The 22,804-nt window shown below is 71.5% G+C and carries 18 protein-coding genes; 5 read left to right on the top strand and 13 right to left on the bottom strand.

What is annotated here, in order from left to right; translation table 11 throughout:
- Positions 1-14: 14 nt before the first annotated feature.
- Entirely contained in the window at positions 15-629 is a 615-nt protein-coding gene (locus tag ACIPFH_RS07030) for a TetR/AcrR family transcriptional regulator (protein WP_401823987.1), read from the top strand.
- A gap of 119 nt (positions 630-748) precedes the next feature.
- Here ACIPFH_RS07030 and ACIPFH_RS07025 read toward each other — a convergent pair whose 3' ends face one another.
- Together ACIPFH_RS07025 and ACIPFH_RS07020 are read right to left on the bottom strand one after the other, a co-directional pair.
- Positions 749-2,089, bottom strand: a complete 1,341-nt coding sequence (locus tag ACIPFH_RS07025) for an MFS transporter (RefSeq protein WP_401823985.1) — start codon at positions 2,087-2,089, stop codon at positions 749-751.
- Positions 2,090-2,311: 222 nt separating this feature from the next.
- Entirely contained in the window at positions 2,312-2,983 is a 672-nt protein-coding gene (locus ACIPFH_RS07020) for a TetR family transcriptional regulator (RefSeq protein WP_401823983.1), read from the bottom strand.
- Positions 2,984-3,133: 150 nt separating this feature from the next.
- Between ACIPFH_RS07020 and ACIPFH_RS07015 the strand changes: the two genes are divergently transcribed.
- Positions 3,134-4,030, top strand: coding sequence for a shikimate dehydrogenase (locus tag ACIPFH_RS07015; RefSeq protein WP_401823981.1), 897 nt, complete (start codon positions 3,134-3,136; stop codon positions 4,028-4,030).
- A gap of 106 nt (positions 4,031-4,136) precedes the next feature.
- Positions 4,137-5,969, top strand: a complete 1,833-nt coding sequence (locus ACIPFH_RS07010) for a bifunctional sugar phosphate isomerase/epimerase/4-hydroxyphenylpyruvate dioxygenase family protein (RefSeq protein WP_401823979.1) — start codon at positions 4,137-4,139, stop codon at positions 5,967-5,969.
- 1 nt (position 5,970) lies between these two features.
- Here ACIPFH_RS07010 and ACIPFH_RS07005 read toward each other — a convergent pair whose 3' ends face one another.
- From ACIPFH_RS07005 to tkt, 8 genes are read right to left on the bottom strand one after another with little or no spacing between them, the layout of a single operon-like run.
- A complete protein-coding gene (locus tag ACIPFH_RS07005; protein ID WP_401823978.1) occupies positions 5,971-7,413 on the bottom strand; it encodes a membrane-associated oxidoreductase in 1,443 nt (480 codons plus the stop codon).
- Between the two features lie 42 nt (positions 7,414-7,455).
- Complete coding sequence (locus ACIPFH_RS07000) at positions 7,456-8,049, bottom strand: histidine phosphatase family protein (protein WP_401823976.1); 594 nt, start codon at positions 8,047-8,049, stop codon at positions 7,456-7,458.
- Positions 8,050-8,057: 8 nt separating this feature from the next.
- Positions 8,058-8,948 carry a phosphogluconate dehydrogenase (NAD(+)-dependent, decarboxylating) gene (gnd, locus tag ACIPFH_RS06995; RefSeq protein WP_401823974.1) on the bottom strand — a complete coding sequence of 297 codons (891 nt, stop codon included), beginning with the start codon at positions 8,946-8,948 and terminating at the stop codon, positions 8,058-8,060.
- Between the two features lie 9 nt (positions 8,949-8,957).
- Positions 8,958-10,598, bottom strand: a complete 1,641-nt coding sequence (gene pgi / locus ACIPFH_RS06990; RefSeq protein ID WP_401823973.1) for a glucose-6-phosphate isomerase — start codon at positions 10,596-10,598, stop codon at positions 8,958-8,960.
- The gene (gene opcA / locus ACIPFH_RS06985; protein WP_401823971.1) at positions 10,591-11,526 is read right to left on the bottom strand and encodes a glucose-6-phosphate dehydrogenase assembly protein OpcA; all 936 of its coding nucleotides are present in this window, start codon (positions 11,524-11,526) and stop codon (positions 10,591-10,593) included. Before opcA ends, pgi begins: the two co-directional genes overlap by 8 nt.
- Positions 11,523-13,067, bottom strand: coding sequence for a glucose-6-phosphate dehydrogenase (gene zwf / locus ACIPFH_RS06980; RefSeq protein WP_401823970.1), 1,545 nt, complete (start codon positions 13,065-13,067; stop codon positions 11,523-11,525). Before zwf ends, opcA begins: the two co-directional genes overlap by 4 nt.
- Complete coding sequence (tal, locus tag ACIPFH_RS06975) at positions 13,064-14,227, bottom strand: transaldolase (RefSeq protein WP_401823968.1); 1,164 nt, start codon at positions 14,225-14,227, stop codon at positions 13,064-13,066. Before tal ends, zwf begins: the two co-directional genes overlap by 4 nt.
- A 19-nt stretch (positions 14,228-14,246) precedes the next feature.
- On the bottom strand, positions 14,247-16,322 hold the full coding sequence (gene tkt / locus ACIPFH_RS06970; RefSeq protein ID WP_401823966.1) for a transketolase: 2,076 nt from the start codon (positions 16,320-16,322) through the stop codon (positions 14,247-14,249).
- A 168-nt stretch (positions 16,323-16,490) separates the two neighbouring features.
- Between tkt and ACIPFH_RS06965 the strand changes: the two genes are divergently transcribed.
- The gene (locus ACIPFH_RS06965) at positions 16,491-17,393 is read left to right on the top strand and encodes a helix-turn-helix domain-containing protein (protein ID WP_401823964.1); all 903 of its coding nucleotides are present in this window, start codon (positions 16,491-16,493) and stop codon (positions 17,391-17,393) included.
- Positions 17,394-17,514: 121 nt separating this feature from the next.
- Here ACIPFH_RS06965 and ACIPFH_RS06960 read toward each other — a convergent pair whose 3' ends face one another.
- The gene (locus tag ACIPFH_RS06960; RefSeq protein ID WP_401823962.1) at positions 17,515-18,426 is read right to left on the bottom strand and encodes an SDR family oxidoreductase; all 912 of its coding nucleotides are present in this window, start codon (positions 18,424-18,426) and stop codon (positions 17,515-17,517) included.
- 254 nt (positions 18,427-18,680) lie between these two features.
- Here ACIPFH_RS06960 and ACIPFH_RS06955 point away from each other — a divergent pair, with 254 nt between their 5' ends.
- On the top strand, positions 18,681-19,625 hold the full coding sequence (locus ACIPFH_RS06955) for a LysR substrate-binding domain-containing protein (RefSeq protein WP_401823960.1): 945 nt from the start codon (positions 18,681-18,683) through the stop codon (positions 19,623-19,625).
- Positions 19,626-19,717: 92 nt separating this feature from the next.
- On the opposite strand, the gene ACIPFH_RS06950 is transcribed toward ACIPFH_RS06955, so the two are convergent.
- Positions 19,718-21,109, bottom strand: coding sequence for a glycoside hydrolase family 16 protein (locus ACIPFH_RS06950; RefSeq protein ID WP_401823959.1), 1,392 nt, complete (start codon positions 21,107-21,109; stop codon positions 19,718-19,720).
- Between the two features lie 171 nt (positions 21,110-21,280).
- Complete coding sequence (locus ACIPFH_RS06945; RefSeq protein ID WP_401823957.1) at positions 21,281-22,537, bottom strand: Ig-like domain-containing protein; 1,257 nt, start codon at positions 22,535-22,537, stop codon at positions 21,281-21,283.
- Between the last annotated feature and the right edge of the window lie 267 nt (positions 22,538-22,804).

Raw genomic sequence — 22,804 nt, 5'->3', positions numbered from 1 at the left:
GAAGGAGGCCGACCATGCCGGTGCCCGAACGCGGACCCCGTGAGCGGATGGTCTTCAGCGCGGCCCAGCTCGTCCGCCGCGACGGGGTCGGCGCCACGGGCATGCGGGACGTCGCCGTGCACGCCGGCGCACCCCGGGGTTCGCTCCAGCACTACTTCCCCGGCGGCAAGCAGCAGCTCGTCAACGAGGCCGTGGACTGGGCGGGCCGCTACGCCGGCAAGCGCGTCGCGCGCTTCCTGGACGACCTGGCGAAGACCGGCGAGCCGACTCCCGCCGGACTCTTCGCCGCGATGGTGCGCCAGTGGACGGACGAGTACGCGACGGCCGGCTTCGCCACCGGCTGCCCCGTGGCCGCGGCGACCGTCGACGGCGCGGCCACGGGTGACGCCACCAGGGAGGCCGCGGCCGCCGCGTTCGCGGCCTGGACGGGCCCGGTCGCCGAGGCCCTGACCGGCATGGGCGTTCCGGCGGGCAGGGCCGGTTCGCTCGCCACCCTCATGATCAGCGCCCTGGAGGGAGCGATCCTGATCGCCCGGGCGGAGCAGGACGTACGAGCACTGACGACGGTCGCGGCGGAGTTGGCTCCCCTGCTGGACGGGTCCGTGGAGAGGGGCTTCCCCCCGGGGTGAGAACGGCCCCGGCCCGGTGGACCGGTCCCGGCGCATCCCCGAGCCCCCGGAGCGACGAAGGCGTCCGGGGGCTCGGGGATCACGAAGTACCGGGGAGTCCACCCGGTGGGCGGCCAGGATCAGGCGGTGACCGTTTCCGGCTGCGCGGCGTTTCGCGCGCCCCGCGCGCCCAACTGCTCGGTCGGGATCTTCGCGGTCTCCCGGGCCGACAGGGCCGCGATCACCGGCGGGACACACAGTGCCGCCGTGAAGAGGGCCACGGAGGACCAGCCGTCGCCGTCCGGGCCCGCGATCTGCGCGGCGAAGGTGACCGCGAATCCGGCCACCGCGAAGCCGATCTGGGTGCCGATCGCCATGCCGGACAGACGGACGCGGGTGGAGAACATCTCGCCGTAGAAGGAGGGCCACACGCCGTTCGCGGCGCTGTAGACGACCCCGAAGGTGGCGATGCCCAGCAGCAGGATCAACGGGTAGGAGCCGGTGGAGATCGCCCAGAGGTAGGCGAACATCATCACCGCGCTGCCGGACGCGCCGATCAGGTACACCGGACGGCGGCCGATGCGGTCGGAGAGCGTGGCCCACGCCGGGATGGCCGCCAGCGCGACCACGTTGGCCAGCGCGCCCACCCACAGCATGGAGGTGCGGCTCATCCCCACCGAGTCGCTGGTCGCGTAGGCCAGCGCCCACACCGTGAAGATGGTGCTGACCGAGGCGACGAGCGCGCCCGCGACCACCCGGAGGACGTCCGCCCAGTGGTCGCGCAGCAGCACCACCAGCGGCAGCTTGACGACCTCGCCGGTGGCCTGCTGGGCGGCGAAGGCCGGGGTCTCCTCCAGCTTGCGGCGGATGACGTAGCCGGCGACGGCGACCGCGATGCTCAGCCAGAACGGCACCCGCCAGCCCCAGGACAGCAACTGCTCCTCGGGGAGGGCCGCGATCGGGATGAAGACGAGGGTGGCGAGGAGCTGACCGCCCTGGGTGCCGCTGAGGGTGAAGCTGGTGAAGAAGCCCCGTCGCTCCGACGGCGCGTGTTCCAGCGTCATGGAGTTGGCGCTGGCCTGCTCGCCGGCGGCGGAGATGCCCTGGAGGACGCGGCACAGCACCAGCAGGGCGGGCGCGAGCGTGCCGACCTGGGCGCGGGTGGGCAGGCAGCCGATGAGGAACGTCGAGACGCCCATCAGGATGAGGGTGAAGACCATGATCTTCTTGCGGCCCACACGGTCGCCGAAGTGACCGAGGAAGAGTGCGCCGACGGGACGGGCCGCGTACGCGACACCGAAGGTGGCCAGCGACAGCAGGGTCGCGGTGGCCGGGTCGGACTCGTCGAAGAAGACCTTCGGGAAGATCAGTGCTGCCGCGCTGCCGTAGATGAAGAAGTCGTAGTACTCCAGAGCGCTGCCGATCCAGGCCGCCATGGCGGCTTTCCTCGGCTGGCCGGGAGGTGCGGCGGGGACGGACACGGCGTGCTCCTTCGAGGGAACTCCAACGTACGTGGAGTGGGGCAAGGGGAGTAGGGCCGGTTCCCTGGGGTGCGGGGCGGCTGCGCCGGGTGCGTGCCCGGCTAATTAACCCACTGGGTAGTTAGTAGCGGATGGCTAGGGATGTTGCGCTGATGTTTCTCCGCTGTCAATAGGCGGCGCCGTAGGATCTTCCGCCGGGGCGCCGGGCCGCTCCGTGGCGGATCAGTCCGCCGTGCGCTCCGCCGTCAGATAGGCGATGACCATGTCGCCGAGCATGGTGCGGTAGTGCTCCCGCTGGGCCGGGTCGACCAGGTCACGGCCGAACAGGGCGCCGAACGTGTGCCGGTTGGCCACCCGGAAGAAGCAGAACGAGCTGATCATCGCGTGCAGGTCCACGGCGTCCACCTCGGCCGTGAACAGGCCGGACTCCCGCCCGGAGGCCAGGATGCGGCGGATCACGTCGAGCGCCGGGGAGCCGATCCGCCCGAGCTTCTCGGAGGCGGCGATGTGCTCGGCCTCGTGGATGTTCTCGATGCTCACCAGACGGATGAAGTCCGGGTGCCGCTCGTGGTGGTCGAAGGTCAGCTCCGCCAGCCGGCGGATGGCCGCGACCGGGTCGAGGTGCTCGACGTCGAGCTGCTGCTCGGTCTCGCGGATCACGCCGTACGCCCGCTCCAGTACGGCGGTGAAAAGCTGCTCCTTGCCGCCGAAGTAGTAGTAGATCATCCGCTTCGTGGTGCTGGTGCGGGCGGCGATGTCGTCGACCCGGGCCCCGGCGTAGCCGACCCGGGCGAACTCCTGGGTCGCCACGTCGAGGATCTCGGCCCGGGTCCGGGCGGCGTCGCGCAGGCGCCCGTTGCCGTGGGGTCGTGCCGGTTCGTCGACGCTGGTCATCGGGGTTCCTTCGAGCGGCGTGGGTGCAGTGCCGCGATTCTAGAAGCCCACCCGCGTCCCGGGGGGTGAGAAGGCTTCCCCCGGGACCCGCCTTGGTGTTATGACTAACTCACCAGTTCGTACATTAGCCAGCCGATCAGGAGGTCCGCCGTGGCCGTCGTCTTCAAGGACTCGTATCTCGTCGGGCTGATCGGTTCCGGTATCGGTCCGTCGCTCAGCCCGGCGTTGCACGAGCGGGAGGCCGATCGGCAGGGCCTGCGCTACCTGTACCGCCTCGTCGACATCGACGCGCTGGACCTCGGCCCCGAGGCGGTGGGCGATCTGGTGCGCGCCGCCCGCGACCTCGGCTTCGACGGGCTCAACATCACGCACCCGTGCAAGCAGCTGGTCATCCCGCACCTGGACGCGCTCGCCCCGCAGGCCGAGGCGCTCGGCGCGGTCAACACCGTCGTCTTCGAGGACGGCCGGGCCGTCGGCCACAACACCGACGTGACCGGTTTCGCCGCCTCCTTCGCGCGCGGTCTGCCCGACGTCCCGCTCGATCGGGTGGTCCAGCTGGGCGCCGGAGGCGCGGGAGCGGCCGTCGCGCACGCCACCCTCACCCTGGGCGCCGGGCAGGTCACCGTCGTGGACGCGCTGTCCGAACGGGCCGCGGACCTCGCCCGCTCCCTCAACCGCCACTTCGGCCCGGGCCGGGCGGCGGCCGCCGCACCGGACCGGCTGGCCCACCTGCTCGCGCGGGCCGACGGCGTCGTGCACGCCACCCCCACCGGCATGGCCGCACACCCGGGCCTGCCCTTCCCGGCCGAGCTGATCCGTCCCGACCTGTGGGTCGCCGAGGTCGTCTACCGGCCCCTGGAGACCGAGCTGCTGCGCACCGCCCGCGGGGTCGGCTGCGCCACCCTGGACGGGGGCGGCATGGCCGTCTTCCAGGCCGTGGACGCCTTCCGTCTGTTCACCGGCCACGAGCCCGACAGCGTCGCCATGCTGGCCGACTTCGCGGAGATGGCCCGTGGTGCGGAGCACTCCGCGGGCCACGCCGTATGACAGCCGCGGGCCGTCCGCGTCCGGTCACGCCCACCCGGCGGAGCCGCGGGACGTCCCCGCCCCGCGCCCCTGACGGGACGCGGCACAGCCCCCAAGGAGCACCACCGTGCGTACGTCCATAGCCACCGTCTCCCTCAGCGGATCCCTGACCGAGAAGCTCACGGCCGCCGCCCGGGCCGGATTCGACGGCGTCGAGATCTTCGAGAACGATCTGCTCGCGAGCCCCCTCACCCCGGAGGAGATCCGCGACCGCTGCGCCGACCTCGGCCTGGGCATCGATCTCTACCAGCCGATGAGGGACATGGAGGCGGTGCCGGCCGAGGAGTTCGCCCGTGGCCTGCGCCGCGCCCGCCACAAGTTCGAGGTGATGAACAGGCTCGGCGCGGACACCGTCCTGGTCTGCTCCAGCGTCTCCCCGCTCGCGGTGGACGACGACGCGCTCGCCGCCGCGCAGCTGAGCGAACTCGCCCACCTAGCAGAGGACTTCGGCATCCGCGTCGCCTACGAGGCACTCGCCTGGGGACGGCACGTCAGCACCTACGACCACGCCTGGCGCATCGTCGAGACAGCCGGCCACCCCGCGCTCGGCACCTGCCTGGACAGCTTCCACATCCTGTCCCGCAGCTCCGGTCCGAAGGACCTCGAAGGCATCGAGGACATCCCCGGCGAGAAGATCTTCTTCCTCCAGCTGGCCGACGCCCCGCTGCTCGGCATGGACGTCCTCCAGTGGAGCCGCCACCACCGCTGTTTCCCCGGCCAGGGCGGCTTCGACGTCGCCGGACTGGTGAGACACGTACTGCGCACCGGCTACGCGGGCCCCCTCTCGCTCGAGGTCTTCAACGACGTCTTCCGGCAGGCCGAGGCCGGCCCGACCGCCGTGGACGCCCGCCGCTCCCTGCTGCTCCTCCAGGAGGAGGCCGGCATCCGGACGCTGCCCGCGCCCGCGGTCCCCACCGGCGTGGCCTTCGCCGAGCTGGTCACCCACGACGCCGAGCCCGTCGTCCCCCTCCTCACCGGCCTGGGCTTCGTCCGCACCGCCCGCCACCGCGGCAAGCCGGTCGAGCTGTGGGAGCGGGGCGAGGCCCGCATCCTGGTCAACACCGGTCCGGCCACCCTCTCCCGCTCTCGGCCTCGCTCGCGCGGGGCGACCCCCGTCGACGGCACCACCCTCGCCGCGATCGGCCTGGAGTCACCCGACCCGGCCGCCGCCGCCCGCCGCGCCGAGGCACTTCTCGCCCCCGTCCTGCCGCGCCGTCGCGCCACCGCCGACGCCGCGCTGGACGCCGTGGCCGCGCCCGACGGCACGGAACTCTTCCTGTGCGCGACGAACCGGCCCGGACTGCCCGACTGGCGCGCCGACTTCGAGGACGTGCACACCCCCGCCGCTCCGGCCCGCTCCGACGCCTTCCGCATCGACCATGTGGCGCTGACCCAGCCCTGGCACCACTTCGACGAGGCGGTCCTCTTCCACCGCGGCGTCCTCGGCCTCGACGCCCAGGAGAGCGTCGACGTCGCCGACCCCTACGGGCTGCTGCGCAGCCGTGCCGTCACCAACGCCGACGGCAGCGTGCGGCTCCCGCTCACCGTCGGCGCGGCCCCCGGCGACGACACCGCGCAGGCCCGGCACATCGCGCTGGGCACCGAGGACGTGGTCGCAGCGGCCCGCCGTTTCACCGAGGCCGGTGGCCGTCTGCTGCCCATCCCGGCGAACTACCACGACGACCTCGCGGCCCGCTTCGAGTTCGCCGACGGCGAGCTGGAGACCTACCGCGAGCTGGGCATCCTCTACGACCGGGACGCGCACGGTGTCTTCCGGCACTGCTACACGCACACCGTCGGCCGCGTCTTCTTCGAACTCGTCCAGCGCGACGGCGGCTACCAGGGCTACGGCGCCGCCAACGCGCCGGTGCGGCTGGCCGCCCAGCGCGCCGTGCGCTGACCTACTGCCGGCTGACCGTCCTGGTCACACCGGCGACGACCGTCGTGGCCAGGATCCAGCCGGTCACGATGAGGACGTACGACAGCCACTGGTACCAGCCGGTCGGCGCGAACGCGCTCTCCTGCCCGAAGGAGATCACGGGCAGCAGCAGGTCGAGGGTGTAGAAGACCGGGTTGAAGTGGGGCGCCTCGCCCGCCTTGAGCGCGGGCGGGTGGTGCCCGGCGTACGCGATCGAGCCGACGGCCAGCAGGGACAACAGCCAGACGGCCGCCCGCAGCGGACGGAACCCGTAGCCGACGGCCGCGTCCTGGAGCCGGCCCCACACGCGGCCGTACCAGGGCAGGGTGCCGCGATGCCGGCGCTGCTTGGCCAGCTGTACGACCCGGGCCGCCCGGTCGTCGCCGATGCGGCGGTAGGCGGCCGTCAGCTGCTCGTAGGCGTGCGGGTCGAACGCGCCGTCGTCGCGCTCCAGCATCGGCAGCCGTCGCTCGGCGGGCTCGTGCGGGGTGAGGAAGGTGTAGGTGAGATCCAGCAGCCGCACCTGGTCGGGCAGCATCTCCGGCTCCAGCTGGAGCTGACCCACCTCGGCGCGCCGCAGGTTGAGCCTGCCCTCGATCGGGGCGCCCTCGCGCAGCCAGATCTCCCCTATGACGCAGCTGCTGGCCCGCAGCGCGGTGCCGCCCGGGTTGGACAGGGAGCTGCGCAGCAGATCCACCCGGCCGGGGATGCGGGAGCCCCGCAGATCGATGCGGCCCCGGGCGCGCATCCGCCGGCCCAGCAGGTTGGCGCCCACGTCGAGGGACTCCGCGCTCAGCACATGTGCGCCGGGGTTGTTCAGTTCGGCGTCCTCCAGGTCGATCGAGCCGGTGACGGAGGCGCCGTCGAGCCGGATCAGGCCCTGGGTGCGCAGACCGCGGGCACAGAGGTCGTTGTCGATGGAGACCTGGTTGAGCTGGAGAACGGGCTGGGTGGGGTCCGTCGCGGTGACGGCCGCCCCGTCGAGGTACAGCGCCCCCGAGATCTGCGCCCTGCTGAGGTGCACCGCGCCGCCGATACGGCACCGGGTCAGCCGTAGCCCCCCGTCGATCCGGGTGTGCGACGCGTCCAGACCGGGCAGCTCGGAGTCGCGCAGGCTGACGTAGTTGAGCTGGGCGCCGACCAGCCGCGGGGCCTCGTCGAAGCGGCAGTGGATCAGGCGGAACATGCTGTCGACGACCGCGTTCCGCAGATCGAGGACGCCGGTGACGCGCGCGCCGACGACCTTGAGGGCGGCTATCTCCCCAGGCTCCCGGGGGCCGTTGAGGAGCAACGCCCGCAACACCGCCGCCCGCACACGGCGTTCGGGGCCGTTCTCCTCGCCGGCCGCGCGGAAGTCGACGGTCGTCCCCGTGGCGAAGGCCCGCCGGAGTCGCTGTTCGGCCGGTGTCAGATCGTTGATCTCCATCAGCCGCGACTCTGGCGGGCCCTGCCGAGCGGTGTCAACCGGCTACGCCCGTACGTTCCATTCGGCGATCACGGGCCGCCCGTGCTCGGTCGACAGACGGCTGACCGTGCCCGTGGCCAGCTGGAACAACCGCCCCTCGGCGGGTGGCAGTCCGAGCCGACGGGCCGTCAGCACCCGCAGGAAGTGCCCGTGCGCGACCAGCACGGCGTCGCCGCGGCAGTTCTGGAGCGCCGCGTCCACCCGGGACAGCACCCGGTCGGCGCGCCGGCCGACCTCCTCGGGCGACTCGCCGGGATGTCCGTCCGGGCCGGGCGGCACCCCGTCGGTCCACAGGTCCCAGGTGGGACGACCACCGTGTATCTCCACGGTGGTGACGCCCTCGTAGGCGCCGTAGTCCCACTCGTGCAGGTCGGGATCGGTGACGGCCCCGGTGACGCCCGCCAGTTCGGCGGTGCGGACCGCGCGGTGCAGCGGGCTGATCAGGGCGAGGCAGAAGGGCCGGCCGGAGAGGAGCGGGGCGAGGGACTTGGCCTGTTCCTCTCCGTGTTCGGTGAGGGGCAGATCGGTCCAGCTGGTGTGCTGCCCCGACACGCTCCACTCCGTCTCCCCATGGCGGACCAGCAGCAGATCCCCCACGGCCGGCCCTACTTCTTCGCCGACTCGACGGCGTGGCCGCCGAACTGGTTGCGCAGCGCCGCGACCATCTTCATCTGCGGCGAGTCGTCCTGACGGGACGCGAACCGGGCGAAGAGGGACGCCGTGATGGCGGGCAGCGGTACGGCGTTGTCGATGGCGGCCTCGACCGTCCAGCGGCCCTCTCCGGAGTCCTCCGCGTAGCCGCGCAGCTTGTCGAGGTGCACGTCCTCGTCGAGGGCGTTGACCGCCAGGTCGAGCAGCCAGGACCGGATGACGGTCCCCTCCTGCCAGGACCGGAAGACCTCGCGCACGTTCTCCACGGAGTCCACCTTCTCGAGGAGCTCCCAGCCCTCTGCGTACGCCTGCATCATGGCGTACTCGATGCCGTTGTGGACCATCTTCGAGAAGTGCCCGGCGCCGACCTTGCCCGCGTGGACGTAGCCGTAGGGGCCCTCGGGCTTGAGCGCGTCGAAGATCGGCTGCACCCTGGCGACGTGCTCGGCATCGCCGCCGACCATCAGGGCATAGCCGTTCTGCAGGCCCCAGACACCGCCGGAGACACCGGCGTCGACGAAGCCGATGCCCTTGGCGCCGAGCTCCTCGGCGTGCTTCTCGTCGTCCGTCCAGCGGGAGTTGCCGCCGTCGACGACCGTGTCGCCGGACTGGAGCAGGTCGCCGAGTTCGTCGACGACGGACTGGGTGGGCGCGCCGGCCGGGACCATCACCCAGACCGTGCGCGGCGCTTCGAGCTTGTCGACGAGTTCGGCGAGGCTGCTGACGTCGGAGACCTCGGGGTTGCGGTCGTAGCCGATGACGGTGTGGCCGGCGCGGCGGATGCGCTCGCGCATGTTGCCGCCCATCTTGCCGAGGCCGATCAGACCCAGCTGCGTCGATGTCATGTCAGTTCACTACTTCCTGAGTTCGCGGTAGGCGGCGACGAGAGCGGCGGTGGAGGGATCGAGGCCGGGGACCTCGGCACCGCGGGTGAGGGCGGGTTCGACGCGCTTGGCGAGCACCTTGCCGAGCTCCACGCCCCACTGGTCGAAGGAGTCGATGTCCCAGATCGCGCCCTGCACGAACACCTTGTGCTCGTAGAGGGCGATGAGCTGGCCCAGGACCGACGGGGTCAGCTCACGGGCGAGGACGGTCGTCGTGGGGTGGTTGCCCTGGAAGGTGCGGTGCGGCACCTGCTCCTCCGGTACGCCCTCCGACCGGACCTCCTCGGCGGTCTTGCCGAAGGCGAGGGCCTGTCCCTGCGCGAACAGGTTGGCCATCAACAGGTCGTGCTGCGCCTTGAGTTCGTCGCTCAGCTCGTCGACCGGCCGGGCGAAGCCGATCAGGTCGGCCGGGATGAGCTTCGTGCCCTGGTGGATCAACTGGTAGTAGGCGTGCTGTCCGTTGGTGCCCGGAGTGCCCCACACGACCGGGCCGGTCTGCCACTGCACGGGTCGGCCCTCGCGGTCCACCGACTTGCCGTTGGACTCCATGTCGAGCTGCTGGAGGTAGGCGGTGAACTTCGAGAGGTAGTGGCTGTAGGGGAGTACGGCGTGCGACTGCGCGTCGAAGAAGTTCCCGTACCAGATGCCCAACAGGCCGAGGAGCAGCGGGGCGTTGGAGTCGGCGGGAGCGGTGCGGAAGTGGTCGTCGACGATCCTGAACCCGTCGAGCAGCTCCCGGAACCGCGCCGGACCGATGGCGATCATCAGCGACAGGCCGATCGCCGAGTCGAAGGAGTAGCGACCGCCGACCCAGTCCCAGAACTCGAACATGTTGGCCGTGTCGATGCCGAAGTCGGCGACCTTCTCGGCGTTGGTGGACAGCGCGACGAAGTGCTTCGCGACCGCCTTCTCCTCACCGCCCAGCCCCTTCAGCAGCCAGGAGCGGGCCGAGGTGGCGTTGGTGATCGTCTCGATCGTGGTGAAGGTCTTGGAGGCGACGATGAACAGCGTCTCGGCGGGGTCCAGGTCGTGGACCGCCTCGTGCAGATCGGCGCCGTCGACGTTGGAGACGAACCGGAAGGTCAGCGAGCGGTCCGTGTAGGCCCTCAGTGCCTCGTACGCCATCGCGGGACCCAGGTCGGAGCCGCCGATGCCGATGTTGACGACATTGCGGATCCGGCGGCCCGTGTGACCGGTCCACTCACCGGAGCGCACGCGCTCGGCGAATCCGCTCATCCCGCTCAGGACGGCGTGGACCTGGGGGACCACGTTCTCGCCGTCGACCTCGACGACGGCGTCCGCCGGGGCCCGCAGTGCGGTGTGCAGGACCGCGCGGTCCTCGGTGATGTTGATCCTCTCGCCGGCGAACATGGCGTCGCGCAGCCCGAACACGTCGGTGGCGGCGGCGAGTTCGCGCAGCAGGGCGAGGGTCTCGTCGGTGACCAGGTTCTTGGAGAAGTCGATGCGCAGGTCGCCGACGCGTACCACGTACCGCTCGGCGCGCCCCGGGTCCGCCGCGAACAGGTCCCGCAGGTGTGCCTGCCACCGGGCGCGGTGATCCTTCAGGGCGGCCCACTCGGGCCGCTGGTCGAGCCGGGGGGTGTCAGACATGGGAGGATGGCTCCTTGGTGTCCTCGCCCCGCAGGGCGACGGCGTACATCTCGTCCGCGTCGAGGCGCCTGAGCTCCTCGGCGATGAGTTCGGAGGTGGCGCGGACCTTCAGCGCGAGGGTGCGCGAGGGCTGTCCGGGCAGCGTGAGCGTGGCGAGCGGGCCCTCGGGGCGGTCGATGACGATCTCGCCGTTCCCGGTGCCGAGCCGGACGGCCGTGACGACCGGCCCCGCGGTGACGACCCGGTCGACCACGACGTTCAGCCGGGCCTCCAGCCAGCGCGCGAGCAGCTCGGCGCTGGGGTTGTCGGCCTCGCTCTCCACGGCCGCCGTGGTGATCGGCACCCGGGCCTGGTCCAGGGCCGCCGCGAGCATCGAGCGCCACGGGGTGAGCCGGGTCCAGGCGAGGTCGGTGTCGCCGGGGGCGTACGACTTCACGCGCGCCGCCAGGGCCGTCAGCGGCTGCTCGACGGCGTACATGTCGGTGATCCTGCGCTGCGCGAGGGCGCCCAGCGGGTCCTTGGCCGGGTTCTCCGGGGCGTCCACCGGCCACCACACGACGACCGGGGCGTCCGGCAGCAGCAGCGGCAGGACGACGGAGTCGGCGTGGTCGGAGACCTCGCCGTACGTCCGCAGGATGACCGTCTCGCCGGTGCCCGCGTCGGCACCCACCCGGACCTCGGCGTCGAGGTGGGAGTTGGTGCGGTCGCGCGGGCTGCGGGCGTGCCGCTTGATGACGACCAGGGTGCGCGAGGGGTGCTCGTGCGAGGCCTCCTCGGCCGCCTTGATCGAGTCGTAGGCGTTCTCCTCGTCCGTGACGATCACCATCGTCAGAACCATGCCCACGGCTGGTGTGCCGATGGCGCGGCGACCCCGCACCAGCGCCTTGTTGATCTTGCTTGCCGTGGTGTCGGTCAGGTCGATCTTCATGGCCTGCGCCAGCTCCGTCCGTCTCGTGCGAGCATCTCGTCGGCTTCCTCGGGTCCCCAGCTGCCCGAGGGGTACTGCGCGGGCCTGCCGTGCCGTGCCCAGTACTCCTCGATCGGGTCGAGGATCTTCCAGGACTCTTCCACTTCCTGGTGGCGGGGGAACAGGTTGGCGTCGCCCAGCAGCACATCCAGGATGAGGCGCTCGTACGCCTCCGGGCTGGACTCCGTGAAGGACTCGCCGTAGGCGAAGTCCATCGTCACGTCCCGGATCTCCATGGAGGTGCCGGGCACCTTGGAGCCGAAGCGGACCGTGATGCCCTCGTCCGGCTGGACGCGGATGACGATCGCGTTGGCGCCGAGCTCCTCGGTCGCGGTGGAGTCGAAGGGGGAGTGGGGAGCGCGCTGGAAGACGACCGCGATCTCGGTGACCCGCCGGCCGAGGCGCTTGCCGGTGCGCAGGTAGAAGGGGACGCCCGCCCAGCGGCGGTTGTCGACGTTCAGCTTCACGGCGGCGTACGTGTCCGTCGTGGAGACCGGGTCGATGCCGTCCTCCTCCAGGTAACCGCGAACCTTCTCGCCGCCCTGCCAGGCCGACACGTACTGCCCCCGTACGGTGTGCTTCCCCAGTTCCTCGGGCAGCTTCACCGCCCGGAGCACCTTGAGCTTCTCGGTGAGCAGCGCGTCGGCGTCGAACGAGGCGGGCTCCTCCATGGCGGTGAGGGCCATGAGCTGGAGCAGGTGGTTCTGGATGACGTCACGGGCGGCGCCGATGCCGTCGTAGTAGCCGGCCCGGCCGCCGATGCCGATGTCCTCGGCCATGGTGATCTGCACGTGGTCCACGAAGGACCGGTTCCAGATCGGCTCGAACATGGTGTTGGCGAAGCGGAGCGCCAGGATGTTCTGGACGGTCTCCTTGCCGAGGTAGTGGTCGATGCGGAAGAGCTGGTCCGGCTCGAACACGTCGTGCACGACCGCGTTCAGTTCCCGCGCGCTGTCCAGGTCGCGCCCGAACGGCTTCTCGATGACCGCCCGACGCCAGGCCCCCTTGCGTCCCTTCGCCAGCCCGTGCTTCTTGAGCTGCTCGACGACCTTGGGGAAGAACTTCGGCGGTACGGAGAGGTAGAAGGCGAAGTTGCCGCCCGTGCCGCGGGAGGAGTCCAGCTCCTCGACCGCGTTCTTGAGCTGCTTGAACGCGGTGTCGTCGTCGAAGTCGCCCGGGACGAACCGCATGCCCTCGGCGAGCTGCTGCCAGACCTCCTCGCGGAACGGGGTCCGGGAGTGCTCGCGCACCGCGTCGTGGACGACCTGCGCGAAGTCCTGGTCCTCCCAGTCGCGGCGGGCGAATCCGACGAGCGAGAAGCCCGGTGGGAGCAGACCGCGGTTGGCGAGGTCGTAGACCGCCGGCATCAGCTTCTTGCGGGACAGGTCTCCGGTCACGCCGAAGATGACGAGGCCGGACGGCCCCGCGATGCGGGGCAGGCGCCGGTCGCGGGGGTCCCGCAGGGGGTTCTCCCAGGCCGCGCCGAGACTGCTGGTGCTCATTCCGCGTCAACTCCCTTGCTCATCAGCGACTTCGTGACCGCGTCAAGAAGGTCCTGCCACGCCACCGCGAACTTGGCGACACCCTCCTCCTCCAAACGGGTGACCACCTCGTCGTAGGGGATGCCGAGCGCCTCGACGGCGGCCAGGTCGGCACGCGCCTGGGCATAGCCGCCGGTGACCGTGTCGCCGGTGATGTCGCCGTGGTCGGCGGTGGCGTTCAGCGTGGCCTCGGGCATGGTGTTGACCGTGCCCGGGGCGACCAGATCGTCCACGTACAGCGTGTCCTTGTACACAGGATCCTTCACGCCGGTGGATGCCCACAGCGGACGCTGCTTGTTCGCCCGGGCTCCCGCGAGGGCGGTCCAGCGGTCGCCGGAGCGGGTCGGACGGCCGGCGGACCCGAACACCTCCTCGTACGCCTCGTAGGCCAGCCGCGCGTTGGCGAGCGCGGCCCTGCCCTTCAGCGCGCGGGCCGCGTCGGTGCCGAGCAGGGTCAGCCGCTTGTCGATCTCGGCGTCGACGCGCGAGACGAAGAAGGAGGCCACGGAGTGCACGGCGGAGAGGTCCAGGCCCTTGGCGGCGGCCTTCTCCAGGCCGGCCAGATAGGCGTCGACGACCTCGCGGTAGCGCTCCAGGGAGAAGATCAGCGTGACGTTGACGCTGATGCCGAGGCCGATGACCTCGGTGATCGCCGGGAGACCGGCCCGTGTCGCCGGGATCTTGATCATCACGTTGGGGCGGTCGACCAGCCAGGCGAGCTGCTTGGCCTCGGCGATCGTGGCGGCGGTGTCGTGGGCGAGACGGGGGTCGACCTCGATGGAGACCCGGCCGTCGCGACCACCGGTCGCCGTGTAGACAGAATGCAGGACATCGGCTGCGGCCCGCACATCGGCCGTCGTCAGCATCCGTACGGCTTCGTCGACCGTGACGCCCCGCACCGCCAGCTCGCCGAGCTGCTCCTCGTAGCCTTCGCCGGAACCGATCGCGGCCTGGAAGATGGACGGGTTGGTGGTGACACCGACGACGTTCTTCGTCTCGACGAGCCGGGCGAGGCCGCCGGAGGCGATCCGCTCGCGCGACAGGTCGTCCAGCCAGACGGAGACGCCCTCCTCGGACAGGCGCTCCAGCGCTCCCGCGGTTGCTTCGGTCACTTCGATCATCTTCTTTCTGGCGGTCGGATCAACCACGCGCGGCGGCAAGGGATTCCCGGGCCGCGGCGGCGACGTTCTCGGCGGTGAAGCCGTACTCGGCGAACAGGGTTTCCGCGTCGGCGGAGGCGCCGAAGTGCTCGAGGGAGACGATCCGCCCGGCGTCGCCCACGAACCGGTGCCAGGTGAGGCCGATGCCCGCCTCGACCGCGACCCGGGCCCGCACCGACGGCGGAAGGACGCCGTCGCGGTACTCGCGCGGCTGCTCCTCGAACCACTCCACGGACGGCATCGACACCACCCGGACGCCGATCCCCTCGGCCTCGAGCGCCTCGCGCGCGGCGACGGCGAGCCGTACCTCGGACCCGGTGGCGACGAGGACGACGTCGGGGGTCCCGGTGGAGGACTCGGCCAGGACGTATCCGCCCTTCGCCGCGTCCGGGTTCGGCGCGTACGTCGGGACGCCCTGCCGGGTGAGGGCCAGGCCGTGCGGGGCCGGCCGGGTGCCGTGCCGCCTCAGGATCTCGGCCCAGGCGATCGTCGTCTCGTTGGCGTCGGCCGGGCGGACCACGTTCAGGCCGGGGATGGCCCGCAGCGAGGCCAGGTGCTCGACCGGCTGGTGGGTGGGGCCGTCCTCGCCGAGACCGACGGAGTCGTGCGTCCACACGTACGTCACCGGCAGCTGCATCAGCGCCGACATCCGGACGGCGTTGCGCATGTAGTCGGAGAACACCAGGAAGGTGCCGCCGTAGATACGGGTGTTGCCGTGCAGGGCGATGCCGTTCATCTCGGCGGCCATCGAGAACTCGCGGATACCGAAATGGACCGTACGGCCGTACGGGCTCGCCCCGGGCAGCGGGTTGCCCGCGGGGAGGAAGGAGGAGGACTTGTCGATGGTGGTGTTGTTCGAGCCGGCCAGGTCGGCGGAGCCGCCCCACAGCTCGGGCAGGACCTCGCCCAGCGACTGGAGAACCTTGCCGGAGGCGGCGCGGGTGGCGACCGGCCTGCCGGGCTCGAACACCGGCAGCGCGTCCTCCCAGCCCTCGGGCAGCTGACCCGCGAGGACCCGGTCGAACAGGCGGGCGCGCCCGGCGTCGGCGCCGCGCCACTTCTCCAGCTGCCTGTCCCAGGCCGCGTGGGCCTGCGCGCCCCGGTCGAGGGCGGCGCGGGTGTGGGCGAGCACCTCGTCGGTGACCTCGAAGCTCCGCTCCGGGTCGAAGCCGAGGAGGCGCTTGGTGGCGGCGACCTCCTCCGCGCCGAGGGCCGAACCGTGGGAGGCCTCGGTGTTGCGGGCGTTCGGGGCGGGCCAGGCGATGATCGTGCGCAGGGAGATGATCGAGGGGCGCCCGGTCTCGGCCTGCGCCGCCTTCAGCGCCGCGTACAGGGCGGGGACGTCGACGTCGCCCTCCCCGGTCGGCCCGACGCGCTGGGCGTGCCAGCCGTAGGCCTCGTACCGCTTGAGCACGTCCTCGGAGAACGCGGTGGCCGTGTCGCCCTCGATGGAGATGTGGTTGTCGTCGTAGACGAGGACGAGGTTGCCGAGCTTCTGGTGGCCGGCGAGGGAGGACGCCTCGGCGGAGACGCCCTCCTCCAGGTCGCCGTCGGAGACGATCGCCCAGACGGTGTGGTCGAACGGCGACTCGCCGACCGGGGCCTGCGGGTCGAACAGACCGCGCTCGTAGCGGGCGGCCATCGCCATGCCCACGGCGTTCGCGACACCCTGGCCGAGCGGTCCGGTGGTGGTCTCCACACCGGCGGTGTGCCCGTACTCGGGGTGGCCGGGCGTCTTCGAGCCGTGCGTACGGAAGCTCTTCAGGTCCTCGAGCTCCAGCTCGTAGCCGGAGAGGTAGAGCTGGGTGTAGAGGGTCAGCGAGGTGTGGCCGGGGGAGAGGACGAAGCGGTCACGGCCCGTCCACTCGGGATCCGCCGGATCATGTCGCATCACCTTCTGAAAGATCGTGTACGCGACCGGCGCGAGGCTCATGGCGGTTCCGGGGTGGCCGTTGCCGACCTGCTGGACGGCATCCGCCGCCAGAAGGCGGGCGGTGTCGACGGCACGCCGGTCAATTTCGGTCCACTCGAAGTTGTTCGGTGTCTGCGTGCTCATCTTCAAGAAATCCTCGATAGGAGCGATACAGCTGCTCTGATGTGTTCAAACCTAAAAGTCTGACTTTTATAGGGGAAGGTCTCCCTGTGTCAGCCTGTGGTGAAAGTGGGACACCCGCGGGCGACACATGAGCGCCATCGAGCGGCATCTGGGCGGCGTGAGAAGGACATGGTGGACACAAGTACCCAAGACGGCGCCGGTGAGGGCATCAGGACCTTTCCCTTTCCCGTCGAACACAGCGTCGGCGGCGTCGGCATGCAGGTGGGCCCCATGGGAGCCGGCCTCACCTGGCCCACCGACACTCCGCTGGACCGCGTGCACCGCATCGACTTCCACGTGGTGATGCTCTTCGACGACGGTCCCGTCCGCCACATGATCGACTTCGCCGAACACGAGGCGACGGCCGGCGACCTGCTGTGGATCCGCCCGGGCCAGGTCCACCGCTTCTCCAGGTCGAGCGAGTACCGCGGAACGGTCCTGACCATGCAGCCCGGCTTCCTGCCGCGCGCCACCGTCGAGGCCACCGGCCTCTACCGCTACGACCTGCCGCCGCTGCTGCGCCCGGACGGACCGCAGCTCGCGGGCCTGCGCGCGGCTCTGACGTATCTGCGCGGGGAGTACGACGACGGCGGCGCCGGCGGCACCCTGCCCCTGAGTCTGCACACGGCGGTGCTGCGGCACTCCCTGTCCGCGTTCCTGCTGCGGCTCGCGCACCTCGCGGCGAGCGGCGCGGAGGCGGCGCGCCGTCAGGCCGACAGCACGTTCACGCTCTTCCGGGACGCCGTGGAGCGGGACTTCGCCACCAACCACAGCGTCAGCGCCTACGCCGACGCCCTCGGATACTCCCGCCGGACGCTCGTCCGCGCGGTCCGCGCGGCCACCGGGGAGACACCCAAGGGCTTCATCGACAAACGGGTCGTCCTGGAGGCCAAACGCCTGCTGGCCCACACGGACCTGCCGATCGGCCGGGTGGGAGCGGCGGTGGGCTTCCCCGACCCGGCGAACTTCTCGAAGTTCTTCCAACTGCACACGGGAAACACCCCGGTGGCCTTCCGCGCGGAACTGCGCTGAGGCGACCGGGGTGCGCTGTGACCGACGCGGGTGCCGGGCCGGGGTGACGCGGGATTCGGCCTTGGAAGGACGGGATTCGGGATTCGGGCCTGGCCCGGATTCACGCCGGGGTGACGCGGTGTCAGGCCTGGGCGTCGCCCTTCCCGAAGTAGTGCCCCTCGTCCAGGTCCGCGATGAGGCCGGGGTGTTCGGGCCGCCAGTCCAGCAGCTTGCGGGTCACGGCGCTGGACGCCGGGATGTCACGGCCCACGAGCCCGCCGAGCCAGCCGAAGTGGGCGCCCGCCTCGGCGGCCGGGATCGCGGTCACCGGCAGGTTCAGATGGCGGCCGATGGCGGCGGCGATGTCACGGAACGGCACGCCCTCGTCGTCGACGCCGTGCAGTCGGGTGCCCGCTTCGGCCGACTCCAGGGCCAGCCGGTACAGACGGGCCGCGTCGAGCCGGTGCACGGCGGGCCAGCGGTTGGCGCCGTCGCCGACATGGGCCGAGACGCCCCGCTCGCGGGCGAGGTCGATCAGCCGCGGCACGAAACCGTGGTCGCCGACGCCATGCACCGAGGGCGAGAGCCGGACGGCGCTGACCCGCACACCCCGCTCGGCGAACGCGAGGGCCGCCGCCTCGTTGGGCATCCGCGCCGCCGCGGGGGAGTCGGCGACGAAGGCGTCGTCCTCGGTGCCCACCCGGCCCGGCGGCAGCCCCGCGGTGCCGGAGGTCACGACGAAGGGCCGGCCGGAGCCCGTGAGCTCCTCGCCGAGCGTCTCGATGGCCCGGCGTTCGGTCCGCGCGGAGGCCTCGAAGTCCGCGAAGTCGTGCTGGAACGCCAGATGGACGACACCGTCGGCGGTCGCCGCGCCGCCGCGCAGGCCGTCCGGGTCGGTGAGGTCACCGCGGTACACCTCGGCCCCGACGGAGGTGAGGAACGCGGCGCCCGTGTCCGAGCGGGCGACGCCCACCACCTGGTGCCCGGCGCCGATGAGTTCGCGGACGACGGCGGACCCGATGAACCCGGTCGCGCCGGTGATGAATACGCGCACAGTGCACTCCTTGGACGAGGTCGGAAAGAGGCCTCGGCAACGGGTCGGCGTCCGCGGACGCCGGCGCGAGGTGCCGATCAGGGGCCTCGGTGAGGGGCCGCCGGGCCGGGGCCGGGCGACGGCTCCATCGTCCGCGGGGAAGGCCGCCCAGGTCCAAGGCCTGTTACGTATCGCGCAATACGCTTCAGGCATCACCGCAGGTCCGGCAGGGCAGAGGCACGAGCGTCCGATGACCGGGCGGCTACCCTTGCCTCATGCCCGCCCCCGACCCCGACCGCGCCCGGGACCCGGACCCGGTAACCGACCTCGACCTGCGGCTGGTGCGGTACTTCACCGTCGTCGCCGAGCACGGGCACTTCGGCCGCGCCGCCCACGCCCTGCACCTCACCCAGCCGTCCCTGAGCCGCCAGGTGCAGCGCCTGGAACAGCAGTTGGGTGTACGCCTGCTGGACCGCACCCCCCGGGGCACGCGGCTGACGGAGGCGGGGGAGGTGTTCCTGCCGCGCGCCAGGGCACTGCTGGGCTCGGCCGCCGAGGCCGCCGCCCGGGCCCGCGCCGCCGCCGAGCCCAGCCGGATCGTCGTCGGCTACCTCACGGCGATCATCGTCACGCCGGCCGTACGAGAGCTGCGGCGCAGGCACCCGGACGCCGACGTCCGCACCCAGCACCTGACCTGGCACGAGTCGCGCCAGGCCCTGCTCGACCGCCGGGTGGACGCCCTGGTCGCCCGGCTGCCGTTCCCGACGGACGGGCTGCACGTCACCGTCCTCTACGACGAACCCCGCGTGCTGGTCGTCCCCCTCGACCATCGGCTGGCCGGCAAGGAGTCCGTCACCGTCGACGACCTGGCCGGCGAACCCATGCCCCGGGTTCGGGACTCCGACCCCGCCTGGAGCCGGTTCTGGCGCCTCGAACCGCGCCCCGACGGACTCCCGGTGCCGGACGGGCCGTACGTGGACGAGGTCGAGGACAAGTTCGAACTCGTCGCGGCGGGAGAGACGGTGCTGGTCTCGGCGGCCGCCCCGGGATTCGCCCTGCGTCCCGACCTCACCGGTGTTCCCCTCGTCGGCGTCGAGCCGAGCCAGGTCGTCCTGGCGACCCGCGCCGACGACCGCGGCCGCCTGGTGACCGCCTTCCGCAAGGCCGCCCGGACACACCTCACGGGCGGCTTCGAGCCACGCGAGCGGGCCGGCCGCTGAAGGCCCCGCAAGCAGGTCGCGCTCGTCGCGCACGCGGCGCCGGGAGTCGGCCTGTACAAAGGTCGACCGCCCGGCGCCGCGTGGCCGTTCGGTCAGCGGCCGAAGGTCAGCCAGTTGACGTTCACGAAGTCCGCGGGCTGACCGCTGGTGAAGGTCAGATAGACGTCGTGGGTGCCGGTGACGGAGCTGATGTTCGCGGGGATCGTCCGCCACGCCTGCCAACCACCGGTGTTGGCGACCGCGAAGCTGCCGACGGGCGTGGCGGTACGGCTGTCGAGGCGTACCTCGACCAGTCCGCTGACCCCGCCCGCCGCACCGCTGGCGACCCGGGCGCTGAACTGGGTCGCCGCCGTGGAACCGAAGGTGACGCCCTTGTACAGCGCCCAGTCGCCGTTCGCGAGGGAGCCGATGTCCTGGCCGCCGCCCGTGTCGGTCGTCGTCTCGGCGACCGTGCCGGACTGGCTGTCGTACGACTCGGCCTGGATCGTGCCGTAGGCGTCTCGGCTGCCGGTCGGCGGCGGCGTGGTACCGCTCCCACCGCCCGCGGCCTGGAGCACCTGCACGTAGTCCACCACCATGGGGTGGCCCGGCTCGGTGGCGCCGTCCAGACCGCCGCCGAAGGCGTCCGGGAAGGCGCCGCCCATCGCGACGTTCAGGATGACGAAGTAGCCGTGGTTCGTGGCGTTGGTCCAGGTCGTCGCGTCGACCTGGTTCGCGGTGACGGTGTGGTAGTTGACGCCGTCGACGTAGAAACGGATCGCCTCGGGGGTCACCGACCGGTCCCACTCCATCGCGTAGGTGTGGAAGCCGGACTGGCAGGTCGTGCCGGGACACGCGACGGAGTTGCCGATGCCGGTGGTCTCGTTGCACGGGCCGCCCGGATTGGTGCCGCAGTGCATCGTCGCCCACACCTTGTTCAGGCCCTGGACGTTCTCCATGATGTCCAGCTCGCCGACGCCCGGCCAGTTCTGGTAGTTGCCGCGGTAGGGCGCTCCGAGCGCCCAGAACGCGGGCCAGTAGCCCTCGGCGGCGGTGCCCGTCACGTTCGGCATCTGGATCCGGGCCTCCACCCGCAGCTTGCCGCCGGACGGGGGCTGGAAGTCGGTCCGCTTGGTCTCGATGCGGCCCGAGGTCCAGTTGCCCGCGGAGTCGCGCAGCGGGATGATGCGAAGGTTGCCGTTGCCGTCGAGCGAGACGTTGCTGGTGCTGTTGGTCATCGTCTCGACCTCGCCGGTGCCCCAGTTGGAGGGGCCGCCCGGATACGAAGTCCCGGTGCTGTACTGCCAGTTGGAGGCGCTGACGCCGGTGCCGGCGGCGCCGGTGAAGTCGTCGAGGAAGACCTGCGTCCAGCCGGTCGGGGGTGTGGGCGCGGAGGCGTTCGCGGGCAGGGTGACGGCCGCCGCCGCGGCGGCCGCCAGGCCGAGTGTGCCGAGCACGGCGACGAGCGCGCGTCGCCGTCTGGGTATGCCGGAGGTTGCGCTCATGGGAGGGGTGCCTCTCGGGTACGGAGTGATGGGCGCGGGTGTCTTCGAGAGCCTTTGAGAGCGCTCTCAAAGTGGGCCCAATGTGCTCTCCGTCCCGGACGCCGTCAAGACTTAAAGCAAGGAAAGTCCTTTCGGGGCAGGGAAGTTCACGGGTTGAACCACGCAAAGGTGCTAAAGCGCGCTGCCCGCCCGCCAGTCCGCCCAGGACAGGTTCCAGCCGTTGAGGCCGTTGGCCGCGTCGACGGTCCTCTCGCCCGAGTTCTTCACGATCACCACGTCGCCGAGCATCGAGCTCGCGTAGAACGCGTAGCCCGCGACGGAGCTGTCGTTCGCGCCCTTGGCGTCGTGCAGGCCGACGCAGCCGTGGCTGGTGTTCCGGCTGCCGAACACCGAGGCCGAGGCCCAGTAGTTGCCGTGGACGAAGGTGCCGGAGGTGGTCAGACGCTGGGCGTGCGGCACGTCGGAGATGTCGTACTCGTCGCCGAGGCCGACCGTGGAGGACTCCATCCGGGTCTGCTTGAACCGTTCGCTGATCACCATGACCCCGGACCAGGTGGTGTGGTCGGAGTCGCCGCCCGAGACGGGGTAGGTGGCCAGGGTCGCGCCGTCCCGCTCGACCACCATCTCCTTGCTGGACAGGTCCACGGTGCTGATCTGCGCGCGGCCGATGTGGAACGTGACGTCCTTCGACTGCGTACCGTAGACACCCTTCGCTCCCTCGACGTCCTTCAGGCGCAGACCGAGGCTGATCGTCGTGCCGGGTGCCCAGTACGTCTGCGGCCGGAAGTCCAGCCGGGTGTCGCTGAACCAGTGCCCGACGATCTCCACGGCCGGCTCGGCGGTCACCGTGATCGCCTTCTGCACGGCGGCCCGGTCCGACACGGCGTGCGAGAAGTTGATCGAGATCGGCATGCCGACGCCGGAGGTGGAGTTCGCCTCGGGGGTGAAATAGCCGACGAAGGTCTCGTCCGGGGACCTGGTGGTGAAGGTGGCCGTCCGCGCGTCGGCGCCCTCGGCCCGGGCGGTGACCGTGTACTTGGTGCCGGAGTGGGGATGGGCCGTGGACGTCCACGTGGTCTTGGCCTCGTCGAGGGAACCCGCGAGGGTCGAGCCGTCGTTGCCCGTCACCTTCACGGAGGCGAGGGCGCCGTCGGTCACGGTGACCTCGACCGGGCTGGTGAAGGCGGCCTTCCTGGTGCCGTCGGCGGGAGTGACCGAGATCACCGGCTGTGCGGCGGCCGGCGAGGCCTTCGTGGACGCGGAGCCCGACGTCCCGGCCGCCGTCGTGTTCTCCGAGGCGTCCGCCGACCCGGAACCGCACCCGGTCAGCGCGACGGCCGGGACGGCGCCGAGCACGCCCAGGATCCCGCGCCGGGACCAGCCCTCCGGCCGCTTGTCGGACCGGTTCGATATGTGCGAGACGCCCACGGCACGCCTTCCTGAGTTGTCCACCTTTGCGTGTGCATCCTGCGCCTCGTAGATGGGTCGATCCTTTGAATCCCCGGGTCATCACCTGAGATTCCTGTGAGGACCACCTGGGAAGCGCTGCCGTCCGTAGGGGTGACGTCCTGCGGACGCGTCCGGCCGGGTGCGCGGCGATCGCGGCAGGCGGCGATCGCCGCGGGGAGAGGGCCGCCGTGCCGACCCCGTCCCGTGGTGTCCTACGAGAGCGGGTAGTCGTAGCGGCGTTTCGAC

Origin of the sequence: Streptomyces sp. NPDC088157 (assembly GCF_044741545.1) — a bacterium.
Classification (GTDB): domain Bacteria; phylum Actinomycetota; class Actinomycetes; order Streptomycetales; family Streptomycetaceae; genus Streptomyces.
Note: the sequence above shows the minus strand (reverse complement) of the source record. Positions and strands in the feature narration are given on the sequence as shown.